General features: G+C 73.0%; 30 protein-coding genes. 13 read left to right on the top strand and 17 right to left on the bottom strand.

The features are described 5' to 3' along the window. Window positions 1-56 precede the first annotated feature (56 nt). Window positions 57-1,364, bottom strand: a complete 1,308-nt coding sequence (gene paaK, locus ASG76_RS06765; RefSeq protein ID WP_056601627.1) for a phenylacetate--CoA ligase PaaK — start codon at window positions 1,362-1,364, stop codon at window positions 57-59. Between the two features lie 42 nt (window positions 1,365-1,406). Here paaK and ASG76_RS06770 point away from each other — a divergent pair, with 42 nt between their 5' ends. Beyond that, entirely contained in the window at window positions 1,407-2,003 is a 597-nt protein-coding gene (locus ASG76_RS06770; protein ID WP_056601631.1) for a TetR/AcrR family transcriptional regulator, read from the top strand. Between the two features lie 118 nt (window positions 2,004-2,121). Here the strand turns inward: ASG76_RS06770 and ASG76_RS06775 are convergent, their stop codons facing one another. From ASG76_RS06775 to paaA, 7 genes are all read right to left on the bottom strand, one after another. Next, a complete protein-coding gene (locus ASG76_RS06775; protein ID WP_056601634.1) occupies window positions 2,122-3,033 on the bottom strand; it encodes a GerMN domain-containing protein in 912 nt (303 codons plus the stop codon). A gap of 84 nt (window positions 3,034-3,117) precedes the next feature. After that, window positions 3,118-3,513, bottom strand: a complete 396-nt coding sequence (gene paaI / locus ASG76_RS06780) for a hydroxyphenylacetyl-CoA thioesterase PaaI (RefSeq protein ID WP_056601638.1) — start codon at window positions 3,511-3,513, stop codon at window positions 3,118-3,120. Next, on the bottom strand, window positions 3,506-4,576 hold the full coding sequence (paaE, locus tag ASG76_RS06785; RefSeq protein WP_056601642.1) for a 1,2-phenylacetyl-CoA epoxidase subunit PaaE: 1,071 nt from the start codon (window positions 4,574-4,576) through the stop codon (window positions 3,506-3,508). The genes paaI and paaE overlap by 8 nt, the downstream gene beginning before the upstream one ends. Window positions 4,577-4,579: 3 nt before the next feature. Next, window positions 4,580-5,041 carry a 1,2-phenylacetyl-CoA epoxidase subunit PaaD gene (gene paaD / locus ASG76_RS06790; protein WP_235529437.1) on the bottom strand — a complete coding sequence of 154 codons (462 nt, stop codon included), beginning with the start codon at window positions 5,039-5,041 and terminating at the stop codon, window positions 4,580-4,582. An 83-nt stretch (window positions 5,042-5,124) separates the two neighbouring features. Continuing rightward, the gene (gene paaC, locus ASG76_RS06795) at window positions 5,125-6,063 is read right to left on the bottom strand and encodes a 1,2-phenylacetyl-CoA epoxidase subunit PaaC (RefSeq protein ID WP_056601645.1); all 939 of its coding nucleotides are present in this window, start codon (window positions 6,061-6,063) and stop codon (window positions 5,125-5,127) included. Window positions 6,064-6,154: 91 nt separating this feature from the next. Then, window positions 6,155-6,475 carry a 1,2-phenylacetyl-CoA epoxidase subunit PaaB gene (paaB, locus tag ASG76_RS06800; protein ID WP_200948120.1) on the bottom strand — a complete coding sequence of 107 codons (321 nt, stop codon included), beginning with the start codon at window positions 6,473-6,475 and terminating at the stop codon, window positions 6,155-6,157. A gap of 38 nt (window positions 6,476-6,513) precedes the next feature. Then, window positions 6,514-7,518 (bottom strand): 1,2-phenylacetyl-CoA epoxidase subunit PaaA, encoded by a 1,005-nt coding sequence (gene paaA / locus ASG76_RS06805; protein WP_056601651.1) that lies wholly within the window; start codon window positions 7,516-7,518, stop codon window positions 6,514-6,516. A 148-nt stretch (window positions 7,519-7,666) separates the two neighbouring features. Here paaA and paaZ point away from each other — a divergent pair, with 148 nt between their 5' ends. Genes paaZ through ASG76_RS06820 form a run of 3 tightly spaced genes read left to right on the top strand, consistent with a single transcriptional unit; the run spans window position 7,667 to window position 10,275 of the window. Then, window positions 7,667-9,709, top strand: a complete 2,043-nt coding sequence (paaZ, locus tag ASG76_RS06810; RefSeq protein ID WP_056601654.1) for a phenylacetic acid degradation bifunctional protein PaaZ — start codon at window positions 7,667-7,669, stop codon at window positions 9,707-9,709. A 20-nt stretch (window positions 9,710-9,729) separates the two neighbouring features. Continuing rightward, window positions 9,730-10,029: a hypothetical protein gene (locus ASG76_RS06815; RefSeq protein ID WP_157559002.1), complete on the top strand. Its 300-nt coding sequence runs from the start codon at window positions 9,730-9,732 to the stop codon at window positions 10,027-10,029. Window positions 10,030-10,056: 27 nt separating this feature from the next. Then, on the top strand, window positions 10,057-10,275 hold the full coding sequence (locus tag ASG76_RS06820) for a PLD nuclease N-terminal domain-containing protein (protein WP_056601660.1): 219 nt from the start codon (window positions 10,057-10,059) through the stop codon (window positions 10,273-10,275). A 4-nt stretch (window positions 10,276-10,279) separates the two neighbouring features. Here ASG76_RS06820 and ASG76_RS06825 read toward each other — a convergent pair whose 3' ends face one another. From ASG76_RS06825 to ASG76_RS06835, 3 genes are read right to left on the bottom strand one after another with little or no spacing between them, the layout of a single operon-like run. Next, complete coding sequence (locus tag ASG76_RS06825; RefSeq protein WP_056601662.1) at window positions 10,280-10,705, bottom strand: rhodanese-like domain-containing protein; 426 nt, start codon at window positions 10,703-10,705, stop codon at window positions 10,280-10,282. Window positions 10,706-10,714: 9 nt separating this feature from the next. Next, window positions 10,715-11,371 (bottom strand): SDR family oxidoreductase, encoded by a 657-nt coding sequence (locus ASG76_RS06830; RefSeq protein ID WP_056601665.1) that lies wholly within the window; start codon window positions 11,369-11,371, stop codon window positions 10,715-10,717. A 21-nt stretch (window positions 11,372-11,392) separates the two neighbouring features. After that, window positions 11,393-11,611 (bottom strand): hypothetical protein, encoded by a 219-nt coding sequence (locus ASG76_RS06835; RefSeq protein ID WP_056601668.1) that lies wholly within the window; start codon window positions 11,609-11,611, stop codon window positions 11,393-11,395. A gap of 84 nt (window positions 11,612-11,695) precedes the next feature. Here ASG76_RS06835 and ASG76_RS06840 point away from each other — a divergent pair, with 84 nt between their 5' ends. Then, complete coding sequence (locus ASG76_RS06840) at window positions 11,696-12,685, top strand: TIGR03557 family F420-dependent LLM class oxidoreductase (protein ID WP_056601671.1); 990 nt, start codon at window positions 11,696-11,698, stop codon at window positions 12,683-12,685. A gap of 10 nt (window positions 12,686-12,695) precedes the next feature. Here the strand turns inward: ASG76_RS06840 and ASG76_RS06845 are convergent, their stop codons facing one another. The 3 genes from ASG76_RS06845 to ASG76_RS06855 all read right to left on the bottom strand — a co-directional run bounded on the left by ASG76_RS06845 (window position 12,696) and on the right by ASG76_RS06855 (window position 15,686). Next, window positions 12,696-13,718, bottom strand: a complete 1,023-nt coding sequence (locus tag ASG76_RS06845) for an LLM class flavin-dependent oxidoreductase (RefSeq protein ID WP_056601674.1) — start codon at window positions 13,716-13,718, stop codon at window positions 12,696-12,698. A 39-nt stretch (window positions 13,719-13,757) separates the two neighbouring features. Further along, a complete protein-coding gene (locus tag ASG76_RS06850) occupies window positions 13,758-14,681 on the bottom strand; it encodes a cation diffusion facilitator family transporter (RefSeq protein ID WP_235529438.1) in 924 nt (307 codons plus the stop codon). Between the two features lie 306 nt (window positions 14,682-14,987). After that, the gene (locus ASG76_RS06855) at window positions 14,988-15,686 is read right to left on the bottom strand and encodes an aspartate/glutamate racemase family protein (RefSeq protein ID WP_321164077.1); all 699 of its coding nucleotides are present in this window, start codon (window positions 15,684-15,686) and stop codon (window positions 14,988-14,990) included. 105 nt (window positions 15,687-15,791) lie between these two features. Between ASG76_RS06855 and ASG76_RS19725 the strand changes: the two genes are divergently transcribed. Next, on the top strand, window positions 15,792-18,452 hold the full coding sequence (locus ASG76_RS19725) for an FAD/NAD(P)-binding protein (RefSeq protein ID WP_056601681.1): 2,661 nt from the start codon (window positions 15,792-15,794) through the stop codon (window positions 18,450-18,452). A 2-nt stretch (window positions 18,453-18,454) separates the two neighbouring features. Here ASG76_RS19725 and ASG76_RS06865 read toward each other — a convergent pair whose 3' ends face one another. Further along, window positions 18,455-19,600, bottom strand: a complete 1,146-nt coding sequence (locus tag ASG76_RS06865) for a fatty acid desaturase family protein (protein ID WP_082587326.1) — start codon at window positions 19,598-19,600, stop codon at window positions 18,455-18,457. A 120-nt stretch (window positions 19,601-19,720) separates the two neighbouring features. Between ASG76_RS06865 and ASG76_RS19050 the strand changes: the two genes are divergently transcribed. The 5 genes from ASG76_RS19050 to ASG76_RS19055 all read left to right on the top strand — a co-directional run bounded on the left by ASG76_RS19050 (window position 19,721) and on the right by ASG76_RS19055 (window position 21,986). After that, window positions 19,721-19,882: a hypothetical protein gene (locus ASG76_RS19050; RefSeq protein ID WP_157559003.1), complete on the top strand. Its 162-nt coding sequence runs from the start codon at window positions 19,721-19,723 to the stop codon at window positions 19,880-19,882. Beyond that, a complete protein-coding gene (locus ASG76_RS06870; protein ID WP_056601684.1) occupies window positions 19,879-20,682 on the top strand; it encodes a hypothetical protein in 804 nt (267 codons plus the stop codon). Before ASG76_RS19050 ends, ASG76_RS06870 begins: the two co-directional genes overlap by 4 nt. A gap of 23 nt (window positions 20,683-20,705) precedes the next feature. Next, window positions 20,706-21,146, top strand: a complete 441-nt coding sequence (locus ASG76_RS06875; RefSeq protein WP_056601687.1) for a phage holin family protein — start codon at window positions 20,706-20,708, stop codon at window positions 21,144-21,146. Next, entirely contained in the window at window positions 21,122-21,718 is a 597-nt protein-coding gene (locus ASG76_RS06880) for a DUF3618 domain-containing protein (RefSeq protein WP_056601692.1), read from the top strand. The genes ASG76_RS06875 and ASG76_RS06880 overlap by 25 nt, the downstream gene beginning before the upstream one ends. 109 nt (window positions 21,719-21,827) lie before the next feature. After that, a complete protein-coding gene (locus tag ASG76_RS19055) occupies window positions 21,828-21,986 on the top strand; it encodes a hypothetical protein (protein WP_157559004.1) in 159 nt (52 codons plus the stop codon). 68 nt (window positions 21,987-22,054) lie between these two features. Here the strand turns inward: ASG76_RS19055 and ASG76_RS06885 are convergent, their stop codons facing one another. Continuing rightward, the gene (locus tag ASG76_RS06885) at window positions 22,055-22,516 is read right to left on the bottom strand and encodes a DUF4383 domain-containing protein (protein WP_056601695.1); all 462 of its coding nucleotides are present in this window, start codon (window positions 22,514-22,516) and stop codon (window positions 22,055-22,057) included. 178 nt (window positions 22,517-22,694) lie between these two features. On the opposite strand from ASG76_RS06885, the gene ASG76_RS19730 reads away from it, so the two are divergent. Together ASG76_RS19730 and ASG76_RS06895 are read left to right on the top strand one after the other, a co-directional pair. Further along, window positions 22,695-23,288 (top strand): hypothetical protein, encoded by a 594-nt coding sequence (locus ASG76_RS19730; protein WP_056601700.1) that lies wholly within the window; start codon window positions 22,695-22,697, stop codon window positions 23,286-23,288. Window positions 23,289-23,317: 29 nt separating this feature from the next. Beyond that, window positions 23,318-23,659, top strand: coding sequence for a DUF2200 domain-containing protein (locus tag ASG76_RS06895; RefSeq protein WP_056601703.1), 342 nt, complete (start codon window positions 23,318-23,320; stop codon window positions 23,657-23,659). A 12-nt stretch (window positions 23,660-23,671) separates the two neighbouring features. Here the strand turns inward: ASG76_RS06895 and ASG76_RS06900 are convergent, their stop codons facing one another. Continuing rightward, window positions 23,672-25,102 carry a copper resistance CopC/CopD family protein gene (locus ASG76_RS06900; protein WP_082587327.1) on the bottom strand — a complete coding sequence of 477 codons (1,431 nt, stop codon included), beginning with the start codon at window positions 25,100-25,102 and terminating at the stop codon, window positions 23,672-23,674. Window positions 25,103-25,130 lie beyond the last annotated feature (28 nt).

The following is a 25,130-nucleotide window of genomic DNA, read 5'->3' on the forward strand; positions in this document are numbered from 1 at the left end:
TGGACGCTGCGACCACTCTAGCGCCCCGCGTCGCCCGGGCGGCAAATGTCCGCGACTCAGCGCGGCGGCCGGTGGTCGACGATGCGCCGCATCTTGCCGACCGAGCGCTCGATGGACGCCACGTCTACGACGTCGACCGCGACGCTCACCCCGATCGAGGCCTTGATCGCGTGGACCAGCGAGGCCTGCGCCGCGGCGGCCTCGGCGTCCGTGGTGTGCTCGCGCCGCTCGACGCGGACGGTGAGGGTGTCGAGGTTGCCCGAGCGGTCGAGGTGGCACTGGAAGTGCGGCGACAGGGCCGGGATGCCGAGCACGATCTCCTCGATCTGGGTCGGGAAGAGGTTGACCCCGCGCAGGATGATCATGTCGTCGGTGCGCCCGGTGATCTTCTCCATCCGTCGCATGGTGCGCGCGGTCCCGGGCAGCAGGCGGGTGAGGTCGCGGGTGCGGTAGCGGATCACCGGCATCGCCTGCTTGGTCAGCGTCGTGAACACCAGCTCGCCCTCCTCCCCGTCGGGCAGCACCTCGCCGGTGACCGGGTCGATGACCTCGGGGTAGAAGTGGTCCTCCCAGACGTGCAGGCCGTCCTTGGTCTCGACGCACTCGCTCGCGACGCCGGGTCCGATCACCTCGGAGAGGCCGTAGATGTCGACGGCGTGCATGTCGGTGCGCTCCTCCATCTCGCGCCGCATGTCGTTGGTCCACGGCTCGGCTCCGAAGATGCCGACCTTGAGCGAGGTCGAGCGCGGGTCGACGCCCTGCGCCTCGAGCTCGTCGATGATCGAGAGCATGTAGGACGGCGTCACCATGATCACGTCGGGCTCGAAGTCGCGGATCAGCTGCACCTGGCGCTGCGTCATGCCGCCGGAGACCGGGACGACGGTGCAGCCCAGGCGCTCGGCGCCGGCGTGCGCGCCGAGACCACCGGTGAACAGCCCGTAGCCGTAGGCGTTGTGCAGCACCATCCCGCGCCGCCCGCCGGCCGCGCGGATGGAGCGCGCCACCACGTCGGCCCACATGTCGAGGTCGTCGCGGGTGTAGCCGACCACGGTGGGCTTGCCCGTCGTGCCGCTCGATGCGTGGAGGCGTACGACGTCCTCGCGAGGCACCGCGAACATGCCGAACGGGTAGTTGTCGCGCAGGGTCGCCTTGGTGGTGAACGGCAGCCGGGCCAGGTCCTCCAGCGACCGGACGTCGTCGGGGCCCACGCCCGCCTCGTCGAACGCACGCCGGTAGTGCGCGACGTTGTCGTAGGCGTGGCGCACCGACCACCGCAGCCGCTCGAGCTGCAGCGCCCGCAGCTCCTCGACGGGGAGGGTCTCGACCGGGTCGAGGTCGCCGGGGCGGGGAGTCAGGTCGAGCACGGGGTCCTCCGGGTGGGCCGTCGGTCGTGAGAACGTTCATCCATGTCAGAGCGCGTACGCCGCGGCCGGCCGGGCCACGACCAGGCCACGGTGCTGCGCGTGGCCATCGAGCTCTTCAACAGGCAAGGCTACGACGCGACGAGCATGGGAGACCTCGCCCGCGAGCTCGGGCTCACCAAGTCGGCGATCTACCACCACGTCCCCGGCAAGGAGCACCTGCTCGAGCGCGCCCTCGACGAGGCGCTCGGCGAGCTGACCGCCGCCCTCGACGCGGTGCAGGCCGACACCACCGCGACCCCGGCCCAGCGCCTGCGCGCGGCCGTGCGCTCCAGCGTCGTCGTGCTCGCCGAGCACCTGCCCGCCGTGACGCTGCTCCTGCGGGTGCGGGGCAACACGCCCGCGGAGAAGAACGCCCTCGCCCGTCGGCGCGACATCGACCACCGCCTCGCCGAGATGGTGCGCGAGGCCGCCGCCGCCGGCGAGATCCGCACCGACGTCGATCCGCTGCTCGCCAGCCGGCTGCTCTTCGGCACCGTCAACTCGATGACCGAGTGGCTGCGCGGCGACGTCGACGTGGACCACCTCGCCGACACGGTCGCGACGCTCGCTTTCGACGGGCTGCTGCGGCGGGGTGAGTAGCCGGGGGCGCCGCCGCGGCGAAGTCCCCGGATATCCGGGGACTTCGTCACGACGGTGGAGTCCGTGAGCCACTGAGCGGCACGTGAGCTCCACGATCCTCCGGGCGCACCGACGTACGTCAGGGCTCGAGGCACGCCGGGGTCGAGTCGCCCGGGCCCGTGGGGTCGAGGGTGTGGCCCGCCGGGTCGCGCAGGACGACGCGGTCGACTGTGGGCAGCTGCCTGAGCGTTCGCAGGATCTCCCCAGCGATCGTGACCGTCGACCCGCCACTGCGGCACCCGCCGGTGAGTCGGAGGTCCGCGGTGCCGTTGCTGATGGTCAGGTCGTCGTAGCCGCTGGCGCCGGACCGGAGCAACCGCTGCCCGCGCGCCCGCTCATAGGGGTCTGGTCCAGCGAAGAGCCGGTCCATCAGGGCGGTGGCGGGGGCACCTGGAGCGACCCACCGTAGGTTCCGCACGAAGAAGGGCTCCCGGTTCTCCACGAACCGCCGGCGGTTGAAGAACCACACATGGCGCATGACGACCGGGAAGTCGGCGCCCACCCTGACCACCACCCGCGGGGGGTCCTGCAGCGTGGTCATCCGCACAGGAGTCCGGCGGGCGAGCCCGAGACCGTACGTCGTGACGCCCTCGAAGTCACCGGCACGCACGGCGGTCAGGACGTTGGGGACGCCGAACGCGACGCGACGCGGTGCCTCGGTCGGCTGCCCGTCGTCGGTGTGGGCCTGCGCGGGTTCGAAGCGCACCCGCAGGAGCGCTTGGCCCGCAATGCGCACGGGACGACCGGAGCCGTCGGCGAAGACCCGCTCGACGTAGGCGACGTCGCGCTTCGAAGGCAGGCCGCCACGGAACTCGAACACGACCCGATCGACTGTGCCGCCGTCGTGCGTCGCGCGCACGGCGACCAGCACCGGGGTCGGCGGCGCGGAGGTCGCGCGCACCCCGGCGGCAGGACCCGTGACGGCCAGCGCGGGGGCGGCGAGGGCGAGAAGACCGACGAGCAGGGACCACAGCTTCCACGGAGCCTTCATGGCCCGACGTTAGGAGCATCGCGCGTCTGGGCACAGGGTCCTTCGACGTGCGCCGGCCGGGCCGTTGTTCCCGGCGCCGTCGCTTCAGCGCAGCGTGCGGCTCCGGCCGCGGAACTGCGCGACGACCGTCTCCCCCGCTGACACCGTGACGTCGTAGAGCCCCGAGCGACCTCGGCGCCACACCTCACGGGCCTCGGCGCGCAGCGTCTGGCCGAGGCGGCCGGGCTCGAGGAAGTCGACGGAGAAGCCGGCCGCGACCGTCACCGGGCCGTGGGAGTTGCACGCGAGCGCGAAGGCCGAGTCGGCCAGGCTGGCGATGAGGCCGCCGTGGCACAGGTCGTGGCCGTTGACCATGTCGGGCCGCACCACCATCGTGACCGTCGCGCTGCCCTCCGCGAGGTGCTCGAGCTGCATCCCGAGCATCGCGCTGGCGCCGTCGGCGGCCCACATGTCGCGCGCGGGCTGGAGCGCGTCAGGCATCGAAGTCGACGGTGACCGCGTCGCTGACGGGGAACGACTGGCAGGTCAGCACGAACTGCTGCTCGACCTCCGCGGGCTCGAGGGCGTAGTTGCGCACCATCTCGACCTCGCCGTCGACGACCTTGGCGCGGCACGTGCCGCACACGCCGCCCTTGCACGCGAAGGGCAGGTCGCTGCGCACGGCCTGGGCCGAGTCGAGGATCGTCGCGCCGCGCGACATCGGCGTGGTCGTCGTACGTCCGTCGAGCACGACGGTGACCTCGCTGGTGACACCCTCGACGACCCGGTCGGCGTGGCGCAGCTGCGGCGGCGGCTCGTCGACGAAGAACAGCTCGAAGTGCACCTTCTCCTTCGGCACGCCGAGCTCGTCGAGCACGGCGCGCGCGTCCTGCACGAGGCCGAGCGGACCGCAGAGCCACACGTGATCGACCGACGCGAGCGGCACCTTGACCGCGAGCAGGCGACGCAGCCGGTCGGCGTCGAGCCGGCCGGAGAACAGCTCGACGTCGCGGGGCTCGCGCGAGAGCACGTGCACCAGGTCGAAGCGCGGGCCGTGGAGGTTCTTGAGGTCGCCGAGCTCCTCGGCGAACATCACCGACGTCGTCTCGCGGTTGCCGTAGAGCAGCGTCACCGAGCTCGCCGGGTTGGCCAGCACCGATGCCGCGATCGAGAGCATCGGGGTGATGCCGGAGCCGGCTGCGATGCACAGGTGCCGGCCGGGGGTGGCCGGGTCGGCACGGAAGCCGCCCGACGGCGGGGCGACCTCGACGCGGGCGCCGGGGGCGAGGTCGCGGATGAGCCACGACGAGAACATGCCGCCGGGGATGGCGCGTACGCCGATGCGCGGGGCGTCGCCGGCCGGCGCGCAGATGGAGTAGGTGCGGCGGTGCTCGACCCCGTCGACGACCCGGCGCAGGGTGAGCGACTCCCCCGGCTCGAAGGCGTAGAGCTCGCGCAGGTCGTCGGGCACGTCGAAGGTGACTGCGGCGGAGTCGTCGGTCAGTGGCGCGACGTCTCGCACGGTGAGCTCGTGGAAGGTCGTGCCGGCCGGCCTCGAGGACATGGCTCAGATCTCCTTGACGTGGTCGAAGGGCTCGCGGCAGGCGGTGCAGCGGTACTGCGCCTTGCAGGCCGTCGAGCCGAACTCCGAGACCAGCTCGGTCGCGGGCGAGTCGCACTGCGGGCAGCGGACCTGACGGGCGGTGGGCAGCAGGGTCAGCGGGATCGGCCCGTCGGTCGACGGCGCCGGGCCGGGCGGTGAGATCCCGGCGGCCGCCAGCGCGGCGCGACCCTCGGGGGTGATCCAGTCGGTCGTCCACGCTGGGTCGAGGCTGACGCGCACCTCCACCCGGTCGAAGCCGGCACCCGACAGCTCGCGCACGAGGTCGTCGCGCATCGCGGCCATCGCGGGGCAGCCGGAGTAGGTGGGCGTGATGTCGACGACGACGTGCGAGTCGCCGACCAGGTCGACCTCGCGCAGCACGCCGAGGTCGACCAGCGTGAGCATCGGCAGCTCGGGGTCGGTCACCCTCCCGGCGACCGCCCGGGCGCGCTCGAGCGAGCGGCTCGGTGATCGAGTGGCACGTGAGGAACGAGCGGGCGTGTCGAGGTTCACCACAGGCCCCGGGGGTGCGCGCGCGCCACCGACTGCATCTCGGCGAGCATCCGGCCCAGCGGCTCGCCGTGCATGCCGTCGCGACCGGTGCGCCCGAGCACGCCGGCCCGACGGGCGACCTCGGGCCGCGGCACGTCGGCGGCGGCGAGGACCTGGTCGAGCACTGCCTCAGCGGCGTCCCGCACCCCGGCGGGGTCGACGCCGACGCCGGACTCCGCGGCTGCTGCCTCGACCGGGTGGGTGTCGAAGAGCTCGGGCCACAGCGGCCACAGCGCGTCGAGCGCCGCGAGGAGCCGGCGGCGCGACTCGTCGGTGCCCCGGGCCAGCGTCACGAACCAGCGGGCGGAGTAGTCGCGGTGGTAGGCGACCTCCTTGACGCCCTTGGCGGCGACGGCCGCGAGCACGTGGTCGCGGCTGGCGCGCAGCTGCTCGAGCAGCGCGAGGCGCCACACCGAGAAGAGCAGCACCCGCACGGTCGCCTCGGCGAAGTCGCCGTTGACGAGCTCGGCGAGCCGCACGTTGCGGAAGTCGTGGGCCTCGCGGAAGAACGCCAGTGCGTCCTCGGGGGGCGCCGGCGATCCCTCGGGCAGCACGGGCACGACCGACTCGTCGGCCTTCGCGGCCCGGGCCAGCAGCAGCCGCGCCTGGCCGAGGAGGTCGAGCGCGATGTTGGACAGCGCGATGTCGTCCTCGAGGTCGGGCGCGTTGCTGGTCCACTCCGAGACCCGGTGCGACATGACCAGTGCGTCGTCGCCCAGCATCAGTGCGTACGCCGCCAGGGTGGGCGCGTCGACGCCCTCGGGGATCGTCGTGTCGACACCCGCGAGGGGGTCCTCGAAGTCGGTGCCGAAGGCCCAGTGGGCGTCGTTTACGAGCAGGCCGGCGTAGGCGTTGTCGTGCTCGTCCTCGGGTGTGGTGTGCACGTGATCGGTCATCAGCTCTGTCCGTCGATCGTCGGAGGGAACGGGGTCCCCGCGGCGTTGTTCTGGAGGAGCGCAGCGGGGGAAGAAGAACGTCGTGGGGTGTTCACATGTGGGGGACGTTGTCGGGGATGTCGTAGAAGGTCGGGTGCCGGTAGACCTTGTCGCCGCTCGGGGCGAACATCGGGTCCTTCTCGTCCGGGCTCGACGCGGTCACCGCGTCGGCGCGCACCACCCAGATGCTCACGCCCTCGTTGCGACGGGTGTAGACGTCGCGGGCGTGGAGCAGCGCCATCCGGTCGTCGGCGGCGTGCAGCGAGCCGACGTGCACGTGGTTGAGCCCGCGCTTGCCGCGCACGAAGACCTCGTAGAGGGGCCACTCGGGCTCGGGCGGCGTGACGCCCTCGCCCGTCGGGACGTCCTTCAGCGGCACGGCCCCGTGGCCGCCCTCGGCGGAGAGCTCGGTCATCGCGTCACCCCGTCCTGGTCTCGTGACGGTCGCTGCGCGACTTCCTCGACCGACGATCGGGCGGCGTACGCCGTCGCGGCCTCGCGCACCCACGCGCCGTCCTCGTGGGCACGGCGGCGGTGGGCCATGCGCTGGGCGTTGCAGGGGCCGTTGCCCTTGACGCCCTGCATGAACTCCTCCCAGTCGGGCTCGCCGAAGTCGTGGTGGCCGCGGTCGGCGTTCCACCGCAGCTCGGGGTCGGGGAAGGTCACACCAAGCGCCTCGGCCTGCGGCACCGACATGTCGACGAACTTCTGGCGCAGCTCGTCATTGGTGTTGCGCTTGATCCCCCACGCCATCGACTGCGCGGTGTTGGGCGAGTCGGCGTCGGGCGGGCCAAACATCATCAGCGCCGGCCACCAGAACCTGTTCACCGACTCCTGCACCATCGCGCGCTGCTCGTCGGTGCCGCGCATCATCGTGCTGAGCAGCTCGTAGCCCTGGCGCTGGTGGAAGGACTCCTCCTTGCACACGCGGATCATCGCGCGGCCGTAGGGGCCGTAGGAGGTGCGGCACAGCGGCACCTGGTTGCAGATCGCTGCGCCGTCGACCAGCCAGCCGATCGTGCCGACGTCGGCGTAGGACAGCGTCGGGTAGTTGAAGATGGAGGAGTACTTCTGCTTGCCGGCGATCAGGAGCTCGGTCAGCTCGAGGCGGGAGACGCCGAGCGTCTCGGCGGCGGAGTAGAGGTAGAGCCCGTGCCCGGCCTCGTCCTGCACCTTGGCCAGCAGGATCGCCTTGCGGCGCAGGCTCGGGGCACGGGTGATCCAGTTGCCCTCGGGCTGCATGCCGATGATCTCGCTGTGCGCGTGCTGCGCGATCTGGCGCACCAGGGTCTTGCGATAGCCCTCAGGCATCCAGTCGCGCGGCTCGATGCGCTCGTTGCGGGCGATCGTGTCGTCGAAGTGGCGCTCGAGCGCGTCGGGCGAGGGCGCCTGGGGTGCGGTCTGGGTGGTCGTCATCCGTCCTCCGGTGGCATGCGTCGGGACCGGCGGCGCAGCAGCATTTACTGACCGATCGGTCTGCTATTAGTGTGGCACCCGTCACCCCGGTGCGCAAACATCGTCGCGCGCGCCGTCGAACCGTGAGCCCAACCGTGAGGGAGCCCCCGTGACCCGTCTGCTCGAGAGCTACGCCGCCGGCCGCTGGTGGTCCGCCTCCGCCGAGGGCGACCCGCTCCTCGACGCCGCGTCCGGCGAGGAGGTCGCGCGGATCTCCAGCTCGGGCCTCGACATCGGCGCCATGGCCCACCACGCGCGCACCGTCGGCGGCCCCGCGATCCGCGAGCTGACCTTTCACGAGCGCGCGCTGCTGCTCAAGGACCTGGCCACGCACCTGACCGGCCTCAAGGAGGAGTTCTACGAGCTCTCGCTGGCCACCGGCGCCACTCGTCGCGACTCGATGATCGACATCGACGGCGGCTTCGGCACGGTCTTCAGCTATTCCTCGAAGAGCCGGCGCGAGCTGCCCAACGACGTGGTGGTCTGCGACGGCGACCTCGAGCAGCTCGGCCGCACCGGCGTCTTCCTCGGCCAGCACGTCTACACCTCGCGCCCCGGCGTCGCGGTGCAGGTCAACGCCTTCAACTTCCCCGTCTGGGGCATGCTCGAGAAGCTCGCCCCGGCCTTCGTCGCCGGGCTCCCCTCGATCGTGAAGCCCGCCAGCCAGACGGCCTACCTCACCGAGCTCGTCGTACGCCGCATCATCGAGTCGGGCATCCTGCCCGAGGGCTCGCTGCAGCTGCTGTCCGGCTCGGCCGGCGACCTGCTCGACCACCTCGGCGTGCAGGACTCGGTGGCCTTCACCGGCTCCGCGCACACCGCCGGGATCCTGCGCCAGCACCCGTCGGTGCTGCACGGCGGCGTCACGCTGCAGGTCGAGGCAGACTCGCTCAACTGCTCCGTGCTCGGCCCCGACGTCTCCGCCGGTGACCCCGAGTGGGACCTCTTCGTCAAGGGCGTCGTCACCGAGATGACCGCCAAGGCGGGCCAGAAGTGCACCGCGATCCGCCGCGTGATCGTGCCGGCTGCCGTGGCCGACGAGATGACCGAGGCGATCAGCGCGAAGCTGGCGACCATCACCGTCGGCGACCCCGGTGACGAGTCGGTGCGCATGGGCCCGCTCGCCTCCCTGGGCCAGCGCGAGGAGGTACGCAAGGCCGTCGAGGCGCTGCGCTCCTCGTGCGACGTGGTGCTCGGCGACCCGGCCTCCACCACGGGCTTCGCCGGTGACGGCGAGCGTGGCGCGTTCATGGCGCCGGTGCTGCTGCGCGCCCGCGCGGGCGCCGTCGAGCCGCACGACGTGGAGCCCTTCGGGCCCGTCGCGACGGTCATGTCCTACGGCGGGCTCGACGAGGCCGTCACCCTGGCCGCGCGGGGCAAGGGCTCGCTGGTCGGCTCGGTCGTCACCCACGACCCGGCCGTGGCGCGCACCGTCGTGCTCGGCCTCGCGCCGTGGCACGGCCGCATCCTCGTGCTCGACCGCGACGACGCCCCCGAGTCGACCGGCCACGGCTCCCCCCTGCCGATGCTCGTCCACGGCGGCCCCGGCCGCGCCGGCGGCGGCGAGGAGCTCGGCGGCGTACGCGGCGTGCTGCACCACATGCAGCGCTCGGCGATCCAGGCCTCCCCCGACATGCTCACCGCCATCACCGGTCGCTGGACGCGCGGCTCGCAGCGCACGACCACCCCCGAGCACCCGTTCCGCCACTCGCTCGCCACGCTCGCGATCGGCGACACCATCGCCACCGAGCCGCGGATGATCTCGCTCGACGACATCGACCACTTCGCCGACTTCACCGGCGACACGTTCTACGCCCACACCGACCCCGAGGCCGCCGCGCAGAACCCCCTCTTCGGCGGCATCGTGGCGCACGGCTACCTGATCGTCTCGATGGCCGCCGGCCTCTTCGTCGACCCCGCTCCGGGTCCGGTGCTGGCCAACTTCGGCGTCGACCACCTGCGGTTCCTGACCCCGGTCAAGGCCGGCGACTCCATCCGCGTGACGCTGACGGTCAAGCAGATCACCCCGCGCGCCTCCGCCGACTACGGCGAGGTGCGCTGGGACGCGCTGGTGGAGAACCAGGACGGCGAGCCGGTCGCGACGTACGACGTGCTGACGCTGGTGGCCAAGGAGGACAGCCCGGCCGGCTGATCGGCGCTAGCGTGGGACCCGTGAGCCGATCAGCGCAGCGCCTCGTCGGGATCGTCGCCCTGCTGCTGCTGGGCATGCTGAGCCTGCCGGCGGCGGCGTACGTCCTCGACGGACCCGGCACGGAGAACTGGATCGTCCCGGTGCAGCTGGTCGCCATGGCGACGGCGGGCGCCGCGACCACGATCGCCCTCCCGGGCATGGCGCGCGCGGACGCGACACCCGCGCGGCGCGCACTGACCGGCGCGTGGTGGGGGCTGCTCGCGGCCCTCGCCGGGGTTGCCATCTCCTGGTTCGCCCTCAACGGGATCCGCGGCGCCTGAGCCGCGCGGGCGGAGTAGGTTCGGAGCATGGCGAAGAAGAAGAGCTGGTCGGATATGACGCCGACCCAGCAGAAGGTGATCGTCGCCGCGGGCATCGTCGAGGTCGCCCTCACGACGTGGTGCCTGCGCGACCTCAAGCAGCGCCCGGCGGAGCTGGTGCGCGGCCCGAAGCTCCTGTGGGTGCCGGCCATGTCGGTGCAGCCGGTGGGGCCGATCGCCTACCTGGCGTGGGGCCGCAGGCGCTGAGCGCTCACCCGGCGGCAGCGACCAGGTCGTCGTAGCCGCCGCCGTTGACGACGTCGAAGCCGAGCTCGCGCATCTTCTCGACAGCTCCGGTGGCCCGGTTGCCCGACGCGCAGTAGACGACGTAGGAGATCCGTCGCGGCAGCTGGTCGACGCGGTCGGTGAAGTCGTAGGACTGGAAGTCGATGTTCAGCGCGCCGTCGAGGTGGCCGGCGTCGAACTCCTCGGGCGTGCGTACGTCGATCACGTCGGCGCCGTCCGCGACCAGTGCGAGCGCGTCCTCGGCCGGGACCGGCTCCGCGCTGCCGGGAGGCGTGCTCGAGGTGGTGGTCGGACCAGCGGGTCCGACGTCGCCGCAGGCCGCCGCACCTGCGAGCAGCACCGCCACCGAGGCGAGGGCGACGAGAGGGCGGCTGACGCGGCGGGGCTGCACGGCACGAACCTAGCCGGAGTAGGCAACCTCGCTGCGCCACTCGGACTCGTCGGTGGTGATCGCCTGCCACAACGCCTCGGCGACCCGGTCGGGCGTGAAGGCGCCCTCGCGCGCGAGCGCGCCCCGCACGGTGACCGACACCGCGCGGATGCCGTCGGGGGCGAGGGTCTTGTCGATGCTGTGCACGAGGTTGCGCACGCCCGCCTTCTGCACGCCCAGTGACGCCGCACCCTCCCAGGGCTCGTCGGCGGCCATGCTGCCGGTGACACTGATCCGGCCGCCGGCGGACATGAAGGGACGGGCGGCCTGGACGACGGTGAGCAGCGCGCCGACGCCGAGCGCGACGTCCTCGAGGAGCTCCGCGACACCCAAGGAGAGCGGGTCCGTCTCGCGGAAGGCGCTCGGGTTGAAGTGCACCACGTCGATGCGGCCGGTGTGCTCGCCGAAGCGGCGTACGGCCTCGCGCGTGGCCTCCTCGTCGGTCACGTCGACGCACGCGTGGCCCACGGAGACCCCACGCGCCTCGAGGTCGGTGGCGAGGTCGTCGAGCACCTGCTGGTCGTGGCCCAGCAGGGCGACGTCGTGGTCCTCGTCGGCGAAGCGACGCGCCAGCGACCCGCTCACGCCCGGCCCGGCACCCACGACGAGGACGACTGGTCTGCTCATGGCGACCGTTCTACCGCACCGTCACGTGGTGTGGGGGTGCTCGCCGGTCTCGTCCTCGGGGATCGCGTTGGGGCCCTGGGCGCCCTCCTGCACCTCGCCGGACTGCTGGTCGGGCTGCCCGGCGACCGAGTCCCCGGAGCTGATCGGGTCCGGCGTGTCGCCCTGGGGGGCGAGCTCGGAGACCTGCCCGTCCTGCTGCGAGTCGTCGGTGTGCTCGGACGTGTCGTCGGTGTGCGTCATGGCTCCCACACAAGCAGCCGCGCACAAGCCGACCTCACCTGAGCGGGTGGTGGGCGAGGTCCGGGCGCTGGCTACCGTCGAGGAATGACTCGCTTCGGCTACACCCTGATGACCGAGCAGAGCGGCCCGCGCGAGCTGGTGTCGTACGCCGTCGCCGCAGAGCAGGCCGGCTTCGACTTCGAGGTGATGAGCGACCACTTCTCGCCGTGGCTCACCGAGCAGGGGCACGCCCCGCACGCGTGGACGACGCTGGGCGCGGTCGCGCACGCCACCGACCGGGTCGGGCTGATGACCTACGTGACGTGCCCGACCCTGCGCTACCACCCCGCGGTCGTGGCCCAGAAGGCCGCGACCCTGCAGATCCTCGCCGAGGGTCGCTTCACCCTCGGCCTGGGCAGCGGGGAGAACCTCAACGAGCACGTCGTCGGCCACGGCTGGCCGGCGATCGCCGAGCGCCAGGACATGCTCGCCGAGGCGATCGAGGTGATCCGCGGCCTGCACACCGGCAAGCTGTTCGACCACCGCGGCGAGTTCTTCCAGGTCGACTCCGCACGCATCTGGGACGTCCCCGAGGAGGGCGTGGAGATCGGCGTGGCCGTGGCCGGCGACCGGGCCATCGAGCGGTTCGCCCCGCTGGCCGACCACCTCGTCGCGGTCGAGCCCAAGGCCGAGATCGTCGAGTCGTGGAACGCCGTCGACGGCGCGCCGCGCATCGGCGACGGGGCCCGCGCCGTCGGGCACATCCCGATCTGCTGGGACCCCGACCGCGACGCCGCGGTCGCGCGGGCGCACGAGCAGTTCCGCTGGTTCGGCGGGGGCTGGTCGGTCAACGCCGACCTCCCGACGCCCGCCGGCTTCTCCGGCGCCACCACGTTCGTGCGTCCCGGCGACGTCGCCGAGTCGATCCCCTGCGGGCCCGACCTCGACGCGATCGTCGAGGCCGTGTCGGCCTACTGGGAGGCCGGCTTCACCGACGTCGCCCTGGTGCAGGTCGGCGACGAGGGCCAGGACCGCTTCCTCGCCGAGGCGGCAGGCCCGCTGCTGGAGAAGCTGCGGGCCGCCGCGCCCTCGTGAGGGGGAGGCGTCAGCGCCAGCCGAGGTCGGGCGCCACGTCGGTGAGCACCGTCTCCAGGACGTGGGCGTTGTAGTCGACGCCGAGCTGGTTGGGCACCGTGAGCAGCAGGGTGTCGGCCGCGGCGATCGCCTCGTCGTCGGCGAGCTCCTTGACCAACACGTCGGGCTCCGCGGCGTACGTCTTGCCGAAGACCGCGCGCAGGTTGGCCTCGATCTGGCCGAACTGGTCGGTGCTGGCGCCCTCGCGCCCGAAGTACATCCGGTCGAGGTCGGTCGTGATGGGCATGATCGACCGGCTCACCGAGACGCGGGGCTCGCCCTCGTGGCCGGCCTCCTTCCACGCCTCACGGAAGACCTCGATCTGCTTGCGCTGCTGGACGTGGAACGGCTCGCCGGTCTCGTCGGCCTTCAGCGTCGAGCTCATCAGGTGCATGCCCATCTGCGCGGTCCAGCGGGCGGTGGCGTCGGACGCCGCGCCCCACCAGATGCGCTGACGCAGCCCCGGCGAGTGCGGCTCGACCCGCAGCAGCCCGGGCGGATTGGGGAACATCGGGCGAGGGTTGGGCTGCGCGAACCCCTCCCCCTCGAGCACCTTCAGGAAGACCTCGGTGTGTCGGCGGGCCATGTCGGCCTGGTCCTCGCCCTCGGCGGGGGCGTAGCCGAAGTAGCGCCAGCCCTCGATGACCTGTTCCGGTGATCCCCGGCTGATGCCGAGCTGCAGCCGGCCGCCGGAGATGAGGTCGGCGGAGCCGGCGTCCTCGGCCATGTAGAGCGGGTTCTCGTAGCGCATGTCGATCACGCCGGTGCCGATCTCGATCCGGCTGGTGCGCGCACCGACGGCGGCGAGCAGCGGGAACGGCGAGGCGAGCTGGCGGGCGAAGTGGTGCACGCGGAAGTAGGCACCGTCCGCGCCGAGCTCCTCGGCGGCCACCGCGAGGTCGATCGACTGGAGCAGGGTGTCGGACGCGCTGCGGACCGCGGACTGCGGCGAGTCGGTCCAGTGGCCGAAGTTGAGGAAACCGATCTTCTTCATGGTTGGTTCAACGCTCAACCACCTTGGTTGTTCCCCGGCTCACTGGAACCCGTCGGCCGTCGTCGGCGTGCGGCCGGGCGCGGCCAGCGAGAGCACGGCGCGAGCGATCTCGGGACGCTCCTCGAGGTGGTCCTCGAGGCGCTGCAGCTCGGCGGCGACCTCGCTCTCCGGGTCGTCGCCGACGAGGTCGACCGAGCCGACGAGGAAGATCCGGCCCGGACCGACGTACTCCAGGTGGAGCGTGCTGACGCTCTCGACCTCGGGGCGCTCGCTCAGCCACCCGAGCACGGTCTCGCGGATGCGCGGGTCGGCGACCTGGCCGACCAGGAAGTCCATGTTGCGGCGCAGCAGGTAGATCGCGACGAAGCCGAGCAGCAGCCCGACCAGGATCGAGCCGATCGCGTCCCACACCGGCTGGTGCGTGGCCTGGTGGAGCGCGAGGCCGCTCACCGCGATCGCGATGCCGACCAGCGCGGCGGCGTCCTCGAAGAAGACCGCGCGCAGCGTCGGGTTGGACGTCTTGTCGAGGAACGTCACCCGGCTGACGTCGGCCTTGCGGGCACCGCGACGCACCTCGCGGCGCGCCTGGAAGAAGGAGATGCTCTCCAGCACGAACGCCGCACCGAGCACGACGTAGGCCCACAGATAGCTCGCCTCCGCCTCCTCCGCCGTGAGCGAGGTGATGCCGTGCCACAACGAGACCGCCGCGCCCACGCCGAAGAGGCCGAAGGCGGCGATCATCGACCAGACGTAGGCCTCGCGGCCGAAACCGAGCGGGTGGGTCTCGTCGGCAGGCTTCTCGGCCCGCCGCTCGGCGATGACGAGGAACACCTCGTTGCCCGCGTCGGCCCATGAGTGGGCGGCCTCCGCGACCATCGAGGCGGAGCCGGTGAGCACCGCGACGATGCTCTTGAGGACCGCGAGGGTCGTGTTGGCGGCGAGCGCGATGATCACGGTGAGCACCGCCCCAGCCTGCCGCACGCGAACCACCCGGGTCAGCCCCCGATGGGCGGTTGCCCCGGCGGCCGACCGCCTCGCGTGCCCCGCCCCTCGCACGTGCGGCGGTCCTGGCCCTCGATCCGGCCCGACGACGGCCACGACCGCAGCACGTGCGGCGTACGCCGCCGCTAGCCTCGTGGCTCGTGGAGGACACCGGCCCCGACATCGATGCCACCCTCGCCTGGGCTGGCGCACCGACCGGGCACGTCGCCGCGATGGCCGGCAGCTCGCGCGTCTCGACGACTGGCTGCACCTGGTGATCCGGCCGGATCAGCTGAGCGCGAAGTCGACCGCTGCCCGCGCGTGCAGCGCGGTGGTCGCGAAGACCGGGACCTCGACGTCGTCAGCGCCGATGAGCAGCTCGATCTCGGTGCACCCGAGCACCACGCCCTGGGCGCCCGCCTCGACCAAGCGCCCCACCACGTCGACGTACGCCGCCCGCGACGGGTCGCGGACCACGCCGCGCACGAGCTCGTCGTAGATGACGTCGTGCACGAGCGACCGGTCCGGCTCGTCGGGCACCAGGACGTCGATCCCGTGCGAGCGCAGCCGGTCGGCGTAGAACACCTGCTCCATGGTGAAGCGGGTGCCGAGCAGCGCCACCCGGTCGAGCCCGGCAGCGCGCACGGCGTCGGCGGTCACGTCGGCCAGGTGGAGCAACGGGATGTCCACCGCGGCCTCGATCGCGCCGGCCACCTTGTGCATCGTGTTGGTGCACAGCACCAGGCACTCGGCTCCGGCCGCCTCGAGGGCGCGCGCCTCGTCGGCAAGCATCGCGCCGGCGGCGTCCCAGTCGCCCGCGACCTGCATCGCCTCCACCTCGGCGAAGTCGACCGAGGCCAGCACGAGGCGCGCCGAGTGGAAGCCGCCGAGCCGCTCGCGCACGTCCTCGTTGACGAGGCGGTAGTAGAGCGCGGTGCTCTCCCAGCTCATCCCGCCCAGCAGGCCGACCTTGCGCACGGCGCCCATTGAAGCAGCCCGAGCGGGCGGGCCGGGCGCGCCGACTCGCGGACCGCCCGACGCCTTGCTACTTTTGTCCAGTAAGTCAGTGTAGTTAAACGGACGGAGTGGGGCATGGGGACCAACGAGGGTGACTGTCGCGTCGTGGTGGTCGGAGCGGGTGCCGGCGGCACGCTGGTCGCGACCCACCTGGTCACCGCGCTGTCCTCACGGTTCCGCGTCGAGCTCGTCGACCCCGCCCCCACGACCGGTTGCGGCCAGGCCTACTCCACCACCGACGAGCGCCACCTGCTCAACGTCCCTGCGTCCGGCATGAGCGCGTTCCCGCGCGACCCGGAGCACTTCCTGCGGTGGCTGCGCACCCACTACGACCCTGCTTTCCAGCCGCACGAGTTCGCCCCGCGCGCGGTCTTCGGCCGCTACGTCGAGAGCCTGCTGAGGTCCGCCACGGAGTTCCCCGGAAACGCCCGGCTCGTACGCCGCCACGCGGAGGTGGTCGACGTCGCCGGGTCCGGCACCGGCTTCGTCGTCCAGCTCTCCGACGGCGAGCGGCTCGAGGCGCGCGCCGTCGTGCTGGCCACCAGCAGCCGCCCGGGCACCGGCTGGGCGCCGCCCGAGCTGGCGGCCGACCCCCGACTCGTCGCCGACCCGTGGACACAGGGGATCCCCGAGGTCGGCGACGTGCTCATGCTCGGCTCCGGCCTCACGATGGTCGACCTCGCCATCAGCGCCGACCGACCCGGTCGCACCGTCCACGTCGTCTCGCGCACCGACGCGGTGCCGCAGGCGCACGTGCTGCCGACCACTCCCCCGGTGCCGCCGCCGCCCGGGGTCACCCGCAGCGAGGGCCTCGACGCGCTGCGCGCGACCCTCACGGAGCACGTCGCGCACACGGTCGCGACGACCGGCGACTGGCGCGCCGCGATCGACGGGCTGCGTCCGGTCACCGCCCAGCTCTGGCGTGGCCTCGGCGAGCCCGACAAGCGCCGCTTCATCGCCGAGGACGCCCGCTCGTGGGACGTGCACCGGCACCGGATGGCCCCGGCCACCGCTCGTCGCTTCGAGGCCGTCGCGGCAGCGGGGCGGCTCCAGCGGCACCGCGGCACCATCGCCGGCGTACGAGCCGACGAGGACGCCCTGCACGTCACCCTCGACGACGGCACCGAGCTCAGCGTCGGCGCGGTCGTCAACTGCACCGGCCCCGTCGGCACCATCGCCGCCGACCCGCTGCTGGCCCGCCTCGCGCACACCGGCCTCGTCCGCCCCGGCCCGGCCGGCCTGGGCATCGACACCACCGACGACGGCCGCATCGTCGGCACGCTGCCCGCCACCCGCCCCTTCCTCGCGGTCGGCTCGCTGCGGCGCGGCAACCTCTGGGAGTCGACGGCGATGCCGGAGATCCGCGAGCAGGCCTACGACGTCGCGCGGGCGGTGACCCGGTCGCTGCACGGCGAGTCGCGACGCCGCCCCGTCGACCCCTACGGCCTCACCCTGTCGACCGACCGTCGCGCGGCCAAGCGCTACAACGCCGCACTCGGGCGGCTCCTGCGTCTCCAGGACGGCGTCGAGGAGGGGCTCACCCAGGCCGTCGAGGCCGACGCCGGCTTCGTCCAGGCCCACGCAGCGCTGGCGCTGCTCGGCCACGAGTGGGGCGCCACCACCCACTGGCGGGCCTCCCTGCGCGCCGCGCACCGCGCCGCCGCCGAGCGCCACCTCGACGACCGCGAGTGCTCCTTCCTCGACGCCGTCACGACCCGGCTCCGCTCCGACGAGGCCACCGGCGCCTCCGCCCTGCTGCGCCACGTGCGCCTGTTCCCGCGCGACGCCCTCGCCGTCAGCGTCGCGGTGCCGACCGTCGCCTTCGGCGGGCTCACCAGCGGCACCCAGACCGCCGAGCTGGTCGAGTCGCTGGGGCGCTCCTACGGCGACGACTGGTGGTACGCCGGCCAGCTCGCCTTCGTGCGCCAGGACCAGGAACGCTGGGGCGAGGCCGAGGACCTGTCGTCCTACGCGCTCTCGGTCGAGCCGTCCTCGGGCCACGCGGTGCACGCGCGCGCCCACGTGTTCTACGAGACCGGCGAGCACGCCGCCGGCCTGGCGTGGCTCGACGAGTGGATCCGCACCCGTGGCCCGGAGGCCAACCACCGCTCGCACTTCTCGTGGCACGCGGCGCTGCACGAGCTGATGCAGGACGACGTGGAGGCCGTACGCCGCCGCTACGAGCGCGAGCTCTCGCCCTCGGTCGTGACCGGCAGCCGGGTCGTGGTCGACAGCGGCGCCCTGCTCTGGCGCGGGCGTGTCACCGGCGCGTGGACCGACGGGCAGCCCGTCGCCGCGGTGCGCGCCGCCGCGCCCGACGACTGGCTCAGCGCTCCGCCGACGGCCTTCGCCGCGATGCACGCAGCCGTGCTCCTCGCCGCCGACGGGGACGGGGCGGGGCTGGCCGGGCTCGCAGCCCGGTCGTCGGCGAGCGACGACCGGGTGTTCCGCGACGTGGTGGCACCGCTCTGCGAGGGACTGGCCTCCGTCGTGGACGAGCGGTGGAACGCCGCCTCCGCCACCCTGGGCAGGGTCGTCACGACGATGGAGCCCCTCGGCGGCAGCCGGGCACAGCGCGAGGTCGTCGAGGACACCCTGGTGCACGCGCTCGCTATGGCCGGGCGCACGACCGAGGCGGCCGCGGTGCTCGACGCCCGCCTGTCGCGGCGCTCGTCCGCCCTCGACGCACGGCGACGCGCCGCAGTGCTGGGCGCGGAGGCGGGCTCGCGCGCCTGAGGTCAGCCGGTCGGCGTCGCCGCGCGGGTCCGCGGCGGCACCGAGAGGCGCAGGACCTTGTGCCAGGCGCTCGCGACCTGCCGCAGCAGCGGCCGGCTGTGGTAGGTCAGGCCGTGCCGCTCGAAGAGCTCGCGCACCGGACCGGCGACCTCGCGGTAGCGGTTGCTCGGCAGGTCGGGGAACACGTGGTGCTCGATCTGGTGTGACAGGTTGCCGCACAGCACGTGCAGCAGCCACGGCCCGGAGATGTCGGCCGAGCCCAGCATCTGCCGCACGTACCACCACCCGCGGGTCTCGTGCTCGTCGAGCTCGTCGACCTCGAACGTCTCCACGCCCTCTGGGAAGTGGCCGCACATGATGACGGAGTGGCTCCACACGTTGCGGGCCACGTTGGCTGCGACGTTCGCCGCGAGGGTGGGGCGCCACGAGCCGGTCGGCGCCGACAGGAGCGGGTGCAGGACGTAGTCGCGCAGCGCGGCGCGGGCCACCCGCTTCCCGGTCGCGCGCATCTCGGCCTTCTGCTGCGGCGCGAACCCCGTGCGCTCGCGCAGCGTCTGCCCGAGGTCGAGGTCGTACATCGCGATGCCGTACTCGAAGAAGCACGCGTTGAGCAGGTTGAGCAGGGGCTGCGCGAGGTGGCGGGGCTGCCACTCCTGCGCCTCGTCGACGCGCAGGATCCCGTAGCCGAGGTCGTTGTCCTCGCCCAGGACGTTGGTGTTGACGTGGTGCCGGTCGTTGTGGGCGCGCCGCCACTGCTCGGGCGCGGAGGCGTGGTCCCACTCCCATGTCGAGGAGTGGATGCGCGGATCGCGCATCCAGTCCCACTGCCCGTGCAGCACGTTGTGCCCGATCTCCATGTTGTCGAGCACCTTCGACAGGGTGAGCGACGCCGTGCCGAGCCACCAGGCCGTGCGGCTGCGGCTGCCCAGCAGCACCACCCGACCCGCGACCTCCAGGCACCTCTGCACCGCGATCATCCGGCGGATGTACGCCGCGTCGGCCGAGCCCCGGCTGTCGAGGACCTCCTGGCGCAGGGCGTCCAGCGTCCGGCCGATCTCCTCGACCTCGGCCGGCGCGAGGTCGGCGTACGAGCGGTGGTGCGAGGCAGTGCCCGAGACGGGTCCGGAGTCGTGCAACAGGGTGGGCATGTCCTCAGGTGCCCCCCGGAGCGAGGGCGCATGCGCAGCGGCGCACGGGGCACCGAAGGGCACGGGCACCTACCCCACCTAGGGGTGGAGTCATCCCGCGAACGGTGGGTACGGAAAGCCATGAGCGAGAACCAGACGCACGACCAGGACGCGGATCCGCCCACGCCGGACGGCGAGGAACCGGACGTCCAGCAGCTGCGGCCGGACTCCGAGCCGGCCAGCGACCCGGACCCTGCGCCGGGCGCAGGGACCACCGAGGAACGACACGAGGAGGACGCATGACGACATACGGAACCGACCCCGTAGGCACGGGCACGACCGGGACCACCCCCGGGTTCGACAGCACCATGAACGGCACGGACAGCGACACGTCAGACACGGGCACGTCGGGCACCGCCAAGCAGGCTGCCTCGACCGCTGCCGACCAGGGCAGGCACCTGGCCGGGACGACCAAGGACGAGGCGCTCAACGTCGCCGGCACGGCTGCGGAGCAGGCGCGCAACGTCATCGGCGACGCCCGCCAGCAGGTCACCACGCAGGTCACCGACCAGGCGGTGACAGGGCGCGACAAGCTGTCGCAGACCCTGCGCTCCTTCGGCGACGACCTGCAGCAGATGGCCGAGCAGGGTCCCGACCAGGGCATGGCCGTCGACCTGGCCCGTGAGGTCTCCGACCGCGTCCGAGCGCTCGGGAGCCACCTCGAGGGTCGCGAGCCCGGCGACCTGCTGACCGACGCCCGCGACTTCGCCCGCCGTCGTCCCGGCACGTTCCTGCTGGGCGCCCTGGCTGCGGGTGTGGTCGCCGGACGCATGTTCCGTGCGACCGCCGACGGGGCCGCTGCAGCGTCGCTGCAGGACTCGGGTGCAGCGGGCCACGACGCCGCTGGGCTCGGCGCCGGCGCCACCTATGGCAGCACCGGCGTCGGCACGGGCCCGATGGCGCCGACCGACGGCACGCTGTCGATCGACGACAGCCCGCACCCGGCCGGCTTCGACGCCGCGGCGCCGACGCTCGCCACCCCGTCCAGCCTCGACCCCACCCAGTCGGGCCTGCCGGGCCAGCGCACGCAGGACACGCCGTGACGGGCCCCTCGGGAACCGACCCGATGACCGACCTGCACGCGCCGGCCGCGACCTCGACCTCAGGGTCGTACGCCGCCGAGTCGAGCGACTCGCGCAGCCTCGGCGAGATCGTGGGTGACCTGAGCAACGACCTCACCACGCTGGTGAAGCAGGAGCTCGAGCTCGCCCGCACCGAGCTCAAGGCCGAGGCGAGCAAGGCCGGCAAGGGCGCCGGGATGCTCGGTGGCGCCGGGGTGGCAGGCCTGCTGGCGCTGATCCTGGCGTCGTTCGCCCTGAGCTACCTGCTCGACAACTGGATGCCGGTCGAGCTGGCGTTCCTGATCACCACCCTGCTCTGGGCGATCGTGGGTGCCGTCCTCGCGGCACGCGGACGCGCCGAGCTGAAGAAGACCAACCCGCAGCTGCCGAAGACGCAGCAGACACTCAAGGAGGACGCGGCATGGGCCAGAGCACAGAAGAGCTGAGCAGCGACATCGAGCAGACCCGTCAGTCGATGACGGCCAACGTGGACGCCCTGCAGGACCGGGTGAGCCCCTCGGCCATCGTCGAGCGGCGCAAGGAGGCCGCCCGCGGCCGGATGCGCTCGGTTCGTGACAAGGTCATGGGCAGCGCGGACAGCATGCGGTCGTCGGCGTCGAGCGGCGCCGGGACGACGATGGGCACGGCGAGCGGTGCGATGGGTTCGGTCAAGGACACCGCGCACGGCACCGTGAGCGGCGCGCAGGACAAGGTGCAGGGCTCGCCCCTCGCCGCCGGCCTGGTCGCCTTCGGCGCCGGGATGATCGTCTCCGCCCTGATCCCCGCCTCCGAGAAGGAGGCCGTGGCCGCCGGTCACGTCGTGGACGCCGCGAAGGAGCACGGCCAGCCGGTCGTGGACCAGGCGAAGTCCGTCGCCCAGGACGTCGCCCAGAGCGTCAAGGAGACCGCGACCGAGGCGGTACAGGAGGTCAAGGACACCGCCGCGGACAGCGCGCAGACAGTGAAGTCCGAGGGGCAGTCGGGAGTGGACGAGGTCCGCTCGCAGACGCAGTCCTGATCGATCGTCACCGGCCCGCCCCCGACCTCGGGGGCGGGCCGGTGGTGCGTCCGGGGGGCGTCGCGCCGACCGCCCGCCCGTGCGTGGCTCCCCGTGGCATCGTGGAGGGATGGACGCGTTCGGTCTCCTCGCCACCGTGCTCGTCATGGCCGGCGTGGTCGTGGCGATCCTGCTCTTCGAGAAGAGCCGGGCCGAGGGCATCCGGCGCGACACCCGGCGGATGTCCGAGGGGTCGGAGGGCAGGAAGCCCGAGGACGACGAGCACTGACGTGGGGACGTACGACGACGGGCCCCGCCACCAGGTGACGGAGCCCGACGTGCCAGGTGCTGCAGCGGTCAGCGGGTGACGGTGCCCCGGGCGCGCTTGCCCAGCACGACGCCGAGCGCGATCATGCCGAGGCCGAGGACGAGGTGCAGCCAGTCGTCGGCGGAGTTCAGCGGCACGAAGTTGGCCTGCGAGGTCTTGTCCACGACCAGGCCGTAGAGCCACAGGACGAGGTAGACGACGCCGCCGCCGATGAGGAAGCTGCGCGCCGTCGAGGCCGTGCGCGCGAGCGCGATGCCGGCGACGCCGAACAGCAGGTGGACGACGTTGTGCAGGATCGAGACCTGGAAGATGCCCAGGAGCTCGGCGTGCGACTGGTGGCCGGCGGCCTTCAGCCCGTCGTAGCCGGTGGTGACGCCGGGGATGAAGCCCAGCACCCCCACCAGGAGGAAGACCGCGCCGACGAGCGCGGAGGCCGCCTGGACGGGCGAGCCGTTGGTGCGGTCGGATCGCAGGTGCGTGTTCTGGGTCATCGGATCGCCTTTCTGGTCGCCGCGGGCTGCGGCGTACGTCCCCTTCCGTACCCCGCACGTCCCTCCCGCACGCGGCGCCCCACCCCGAGAGCGGGGCGCGGCGGACGTGGCGCACGCCACGGTCTGCGACCCGCGCCGCTGGGTACGGGGTCGGGACACCCGACGAAACGGAGCCCTCGTGAAGACTCTCAAGACCGTCACCGACGTGGCGACCCTGCCCGCCCGCGCCACCGCGCACGTTGCTGCCGCCGCCCTCGGCTCGACCGTCGGCGCCGCCACGGTCGGCCTCCGCGCCAGCGGCCAGGTCGTGGGCTGGGCACTCGACCGGGCCGTCCGCGCCCACCCCCGCCCGGCGGCGTCGCCGTGGCCGACCGACGCCACCACCGCGCCCACCTCGGTGCCCACCGCAGTCCCGACGACGCAGCCCGCCCCGGTCGCCGAGGAGCCGCCGGCGCACGCACCCGCATCGAAGGCACCCGCATCGAAGGCACCCGCATCGAAGGCACCCGCACGCAAGCCGGCTCGGAAGAAGGCACCGTCGAAGAAGGCGGCCGTGATGGCGCCCGCGCTGGGGCTGAGCGAGGCCGAGGTCGAGGACCAGCTCCGTACGCCGTCCGGCATCCCGGCCGCCGGCGACGGGCTCAACCCCGACACCGACCGCGCCGACCTGCACCAGCCCGGCACCGAGCCGCTCATGGACCCGGGCACCGTCAAGGCCGCGGCCGCCGAGCTGCGGACCATGCAGCGCGCGGCCGATCCCGACAAGGGCTGAGCGTCGGCGCCTCGACCTATCCTCGGAGCATGCACCGCATCTTCACCACGAGCGTCGCCTCGGTCTACCCGCACTACGTCGCCAAGGTGGAGAAGAAGGGGCGCACGCAGGCCGAGCTGGACGAGGTCATCGCCTGGCTGACCGGCTTCGACGAGCCTGCCCTGCGCGCCCATCTCGAGCGCGGCACCACCTTCGAGGACTTCTTCGCCGAGGCCAGCCTCAACCCGCACGTCGACCAGATCACCGGGTCGGTGTGCGGGGTGAAGGTGCAGGAGGTCGAGGACCCGCTGATGCGGCAGGTGCGCTACCTCGACAAGCTCGTCGACGAGCTGGCCAAGGGACGCCCGATGGAGAAGGTGCTGCGCTCCTGAGCCGACGGCTCGTCACGGCACCGCGAAGGTGACGCTGCGCACCGGGTCGACGAGCTTGCTCATCGCCTGCACGGCAGGAGCTACGGCGGACTCGGGCTCGGGGCTCCGGTCGACGAGGAAGCCGGTCACCAGGAGCACCGCCACCAGCACCCCGGCCTCCACCCGGACCGTCCGGACCACCGTCGCCGCGTGGTCGCGCCGCTCCAGGCTGCGCTCGGCCCCGAGCAGGCGTGGGAGCAGGACGAACCTGTTCCACGACGCGAGGGCGACCGCGACGAGCACCAGCAGCACCTTCACGAGCAGGAGCGCGCCGTAGCCGGTGTCGAGCAGGGCGGCCCACGAGCCGGCGATGCGCCAGGCGAGGAGGCTGCCCGCCACCACCAGGACGGCCAGGATGCCTGCGGCCCAGGTCGAGAAGCGGGCCACGACGCCGGCCCCGTGCCGGTCGTCGGCCGCGAGGTCGCCGAGCACCAGCGCGATCGCGAGGAGACCGCCCAGCCAGAGGGCGGCGGCGACGAGGTGGAGCACGTCCACGCCGATCACGAGTGCGTTGGGATCCGCGGCACGGGTGTGGCCGGTGAGTGCCGGGGCGGCCAGCGCCACGCCGCACCCCGCGAGCACCGTGACCACGCGCAAGCGTGCGGGCGGGGTCACCGGCATCACGGTGACGGCCACGACCAGCCCGGCGACCACGGCGGCAGGTACGGCGTACTGCGCGGGCGCGAGCGCGGACCAGGTCTCACCGTCGCGGAGCGCCGAGGCGCCGAGGCCGAGCTGGTAGAGCGCGACGAGCGGGACCGCGAAGCACCACCCCACGGCCGCCACCCCTGCGGCGAGGCGGGCCGCACCACGCAACCGGTCGCGGGCGGCGTCGGCGCGGGCGTCACCGGGCAGGAACAGCACCGAGAAGGCCGCCACGCCGGCCGCGGCGAGCAGGCCGAGGTAGCCCAGCCAGCGCAGCACGCCGAGCCGCCAGGGGGCGTCGGTGTCGACGTGGACCTCCTCGCCCGGCACGTCGACGACCTCGCTGGGCGCACCGACGGAGAAGCGCAGCGAGCCGCCGAGGGGGTGGCCGTCATCCGAGACCAAGCGCCACACGACGACGAGCGTGCCGTCCCCCACCTCCTCGTCGAGGTCCACCACGAGCCGGGGCCCACGGACCGCGGCCGACGAGGCGACCTCGTGGCCGGCGGCGTCGAAGACGGTGGTGCCGCCCGGGTCGCCGATGACGGACTCGTCGAAGGTGAGGACGACCTGCTCCGGCGCAGCGGTGAGCACCGCGCCCTCGGGCGGGTCGGTGCTGATCAAGGTGGCGTGCGCGGCGGCAGGCGACGCGGTGAGCACGCCGACGCCGGAGAGGAGGCCCACCAGCAGGCCGAGCAGAGCTGCCGCGGCCCCGCACCGGCGGGCGTCGCTGCGTCCCATGAGCGGCTCCCGCGGCATCGGTGGAGGGTGACCCCGCTGACATCAC

The organism is Nocardioides sp. Soil774, assembly GCF_001428125.1.
GTDB lineage: Bacteria > Actinomycetota > Actinomycetes > Propionibacteriales > Nocardioidaceae > Nocardioides.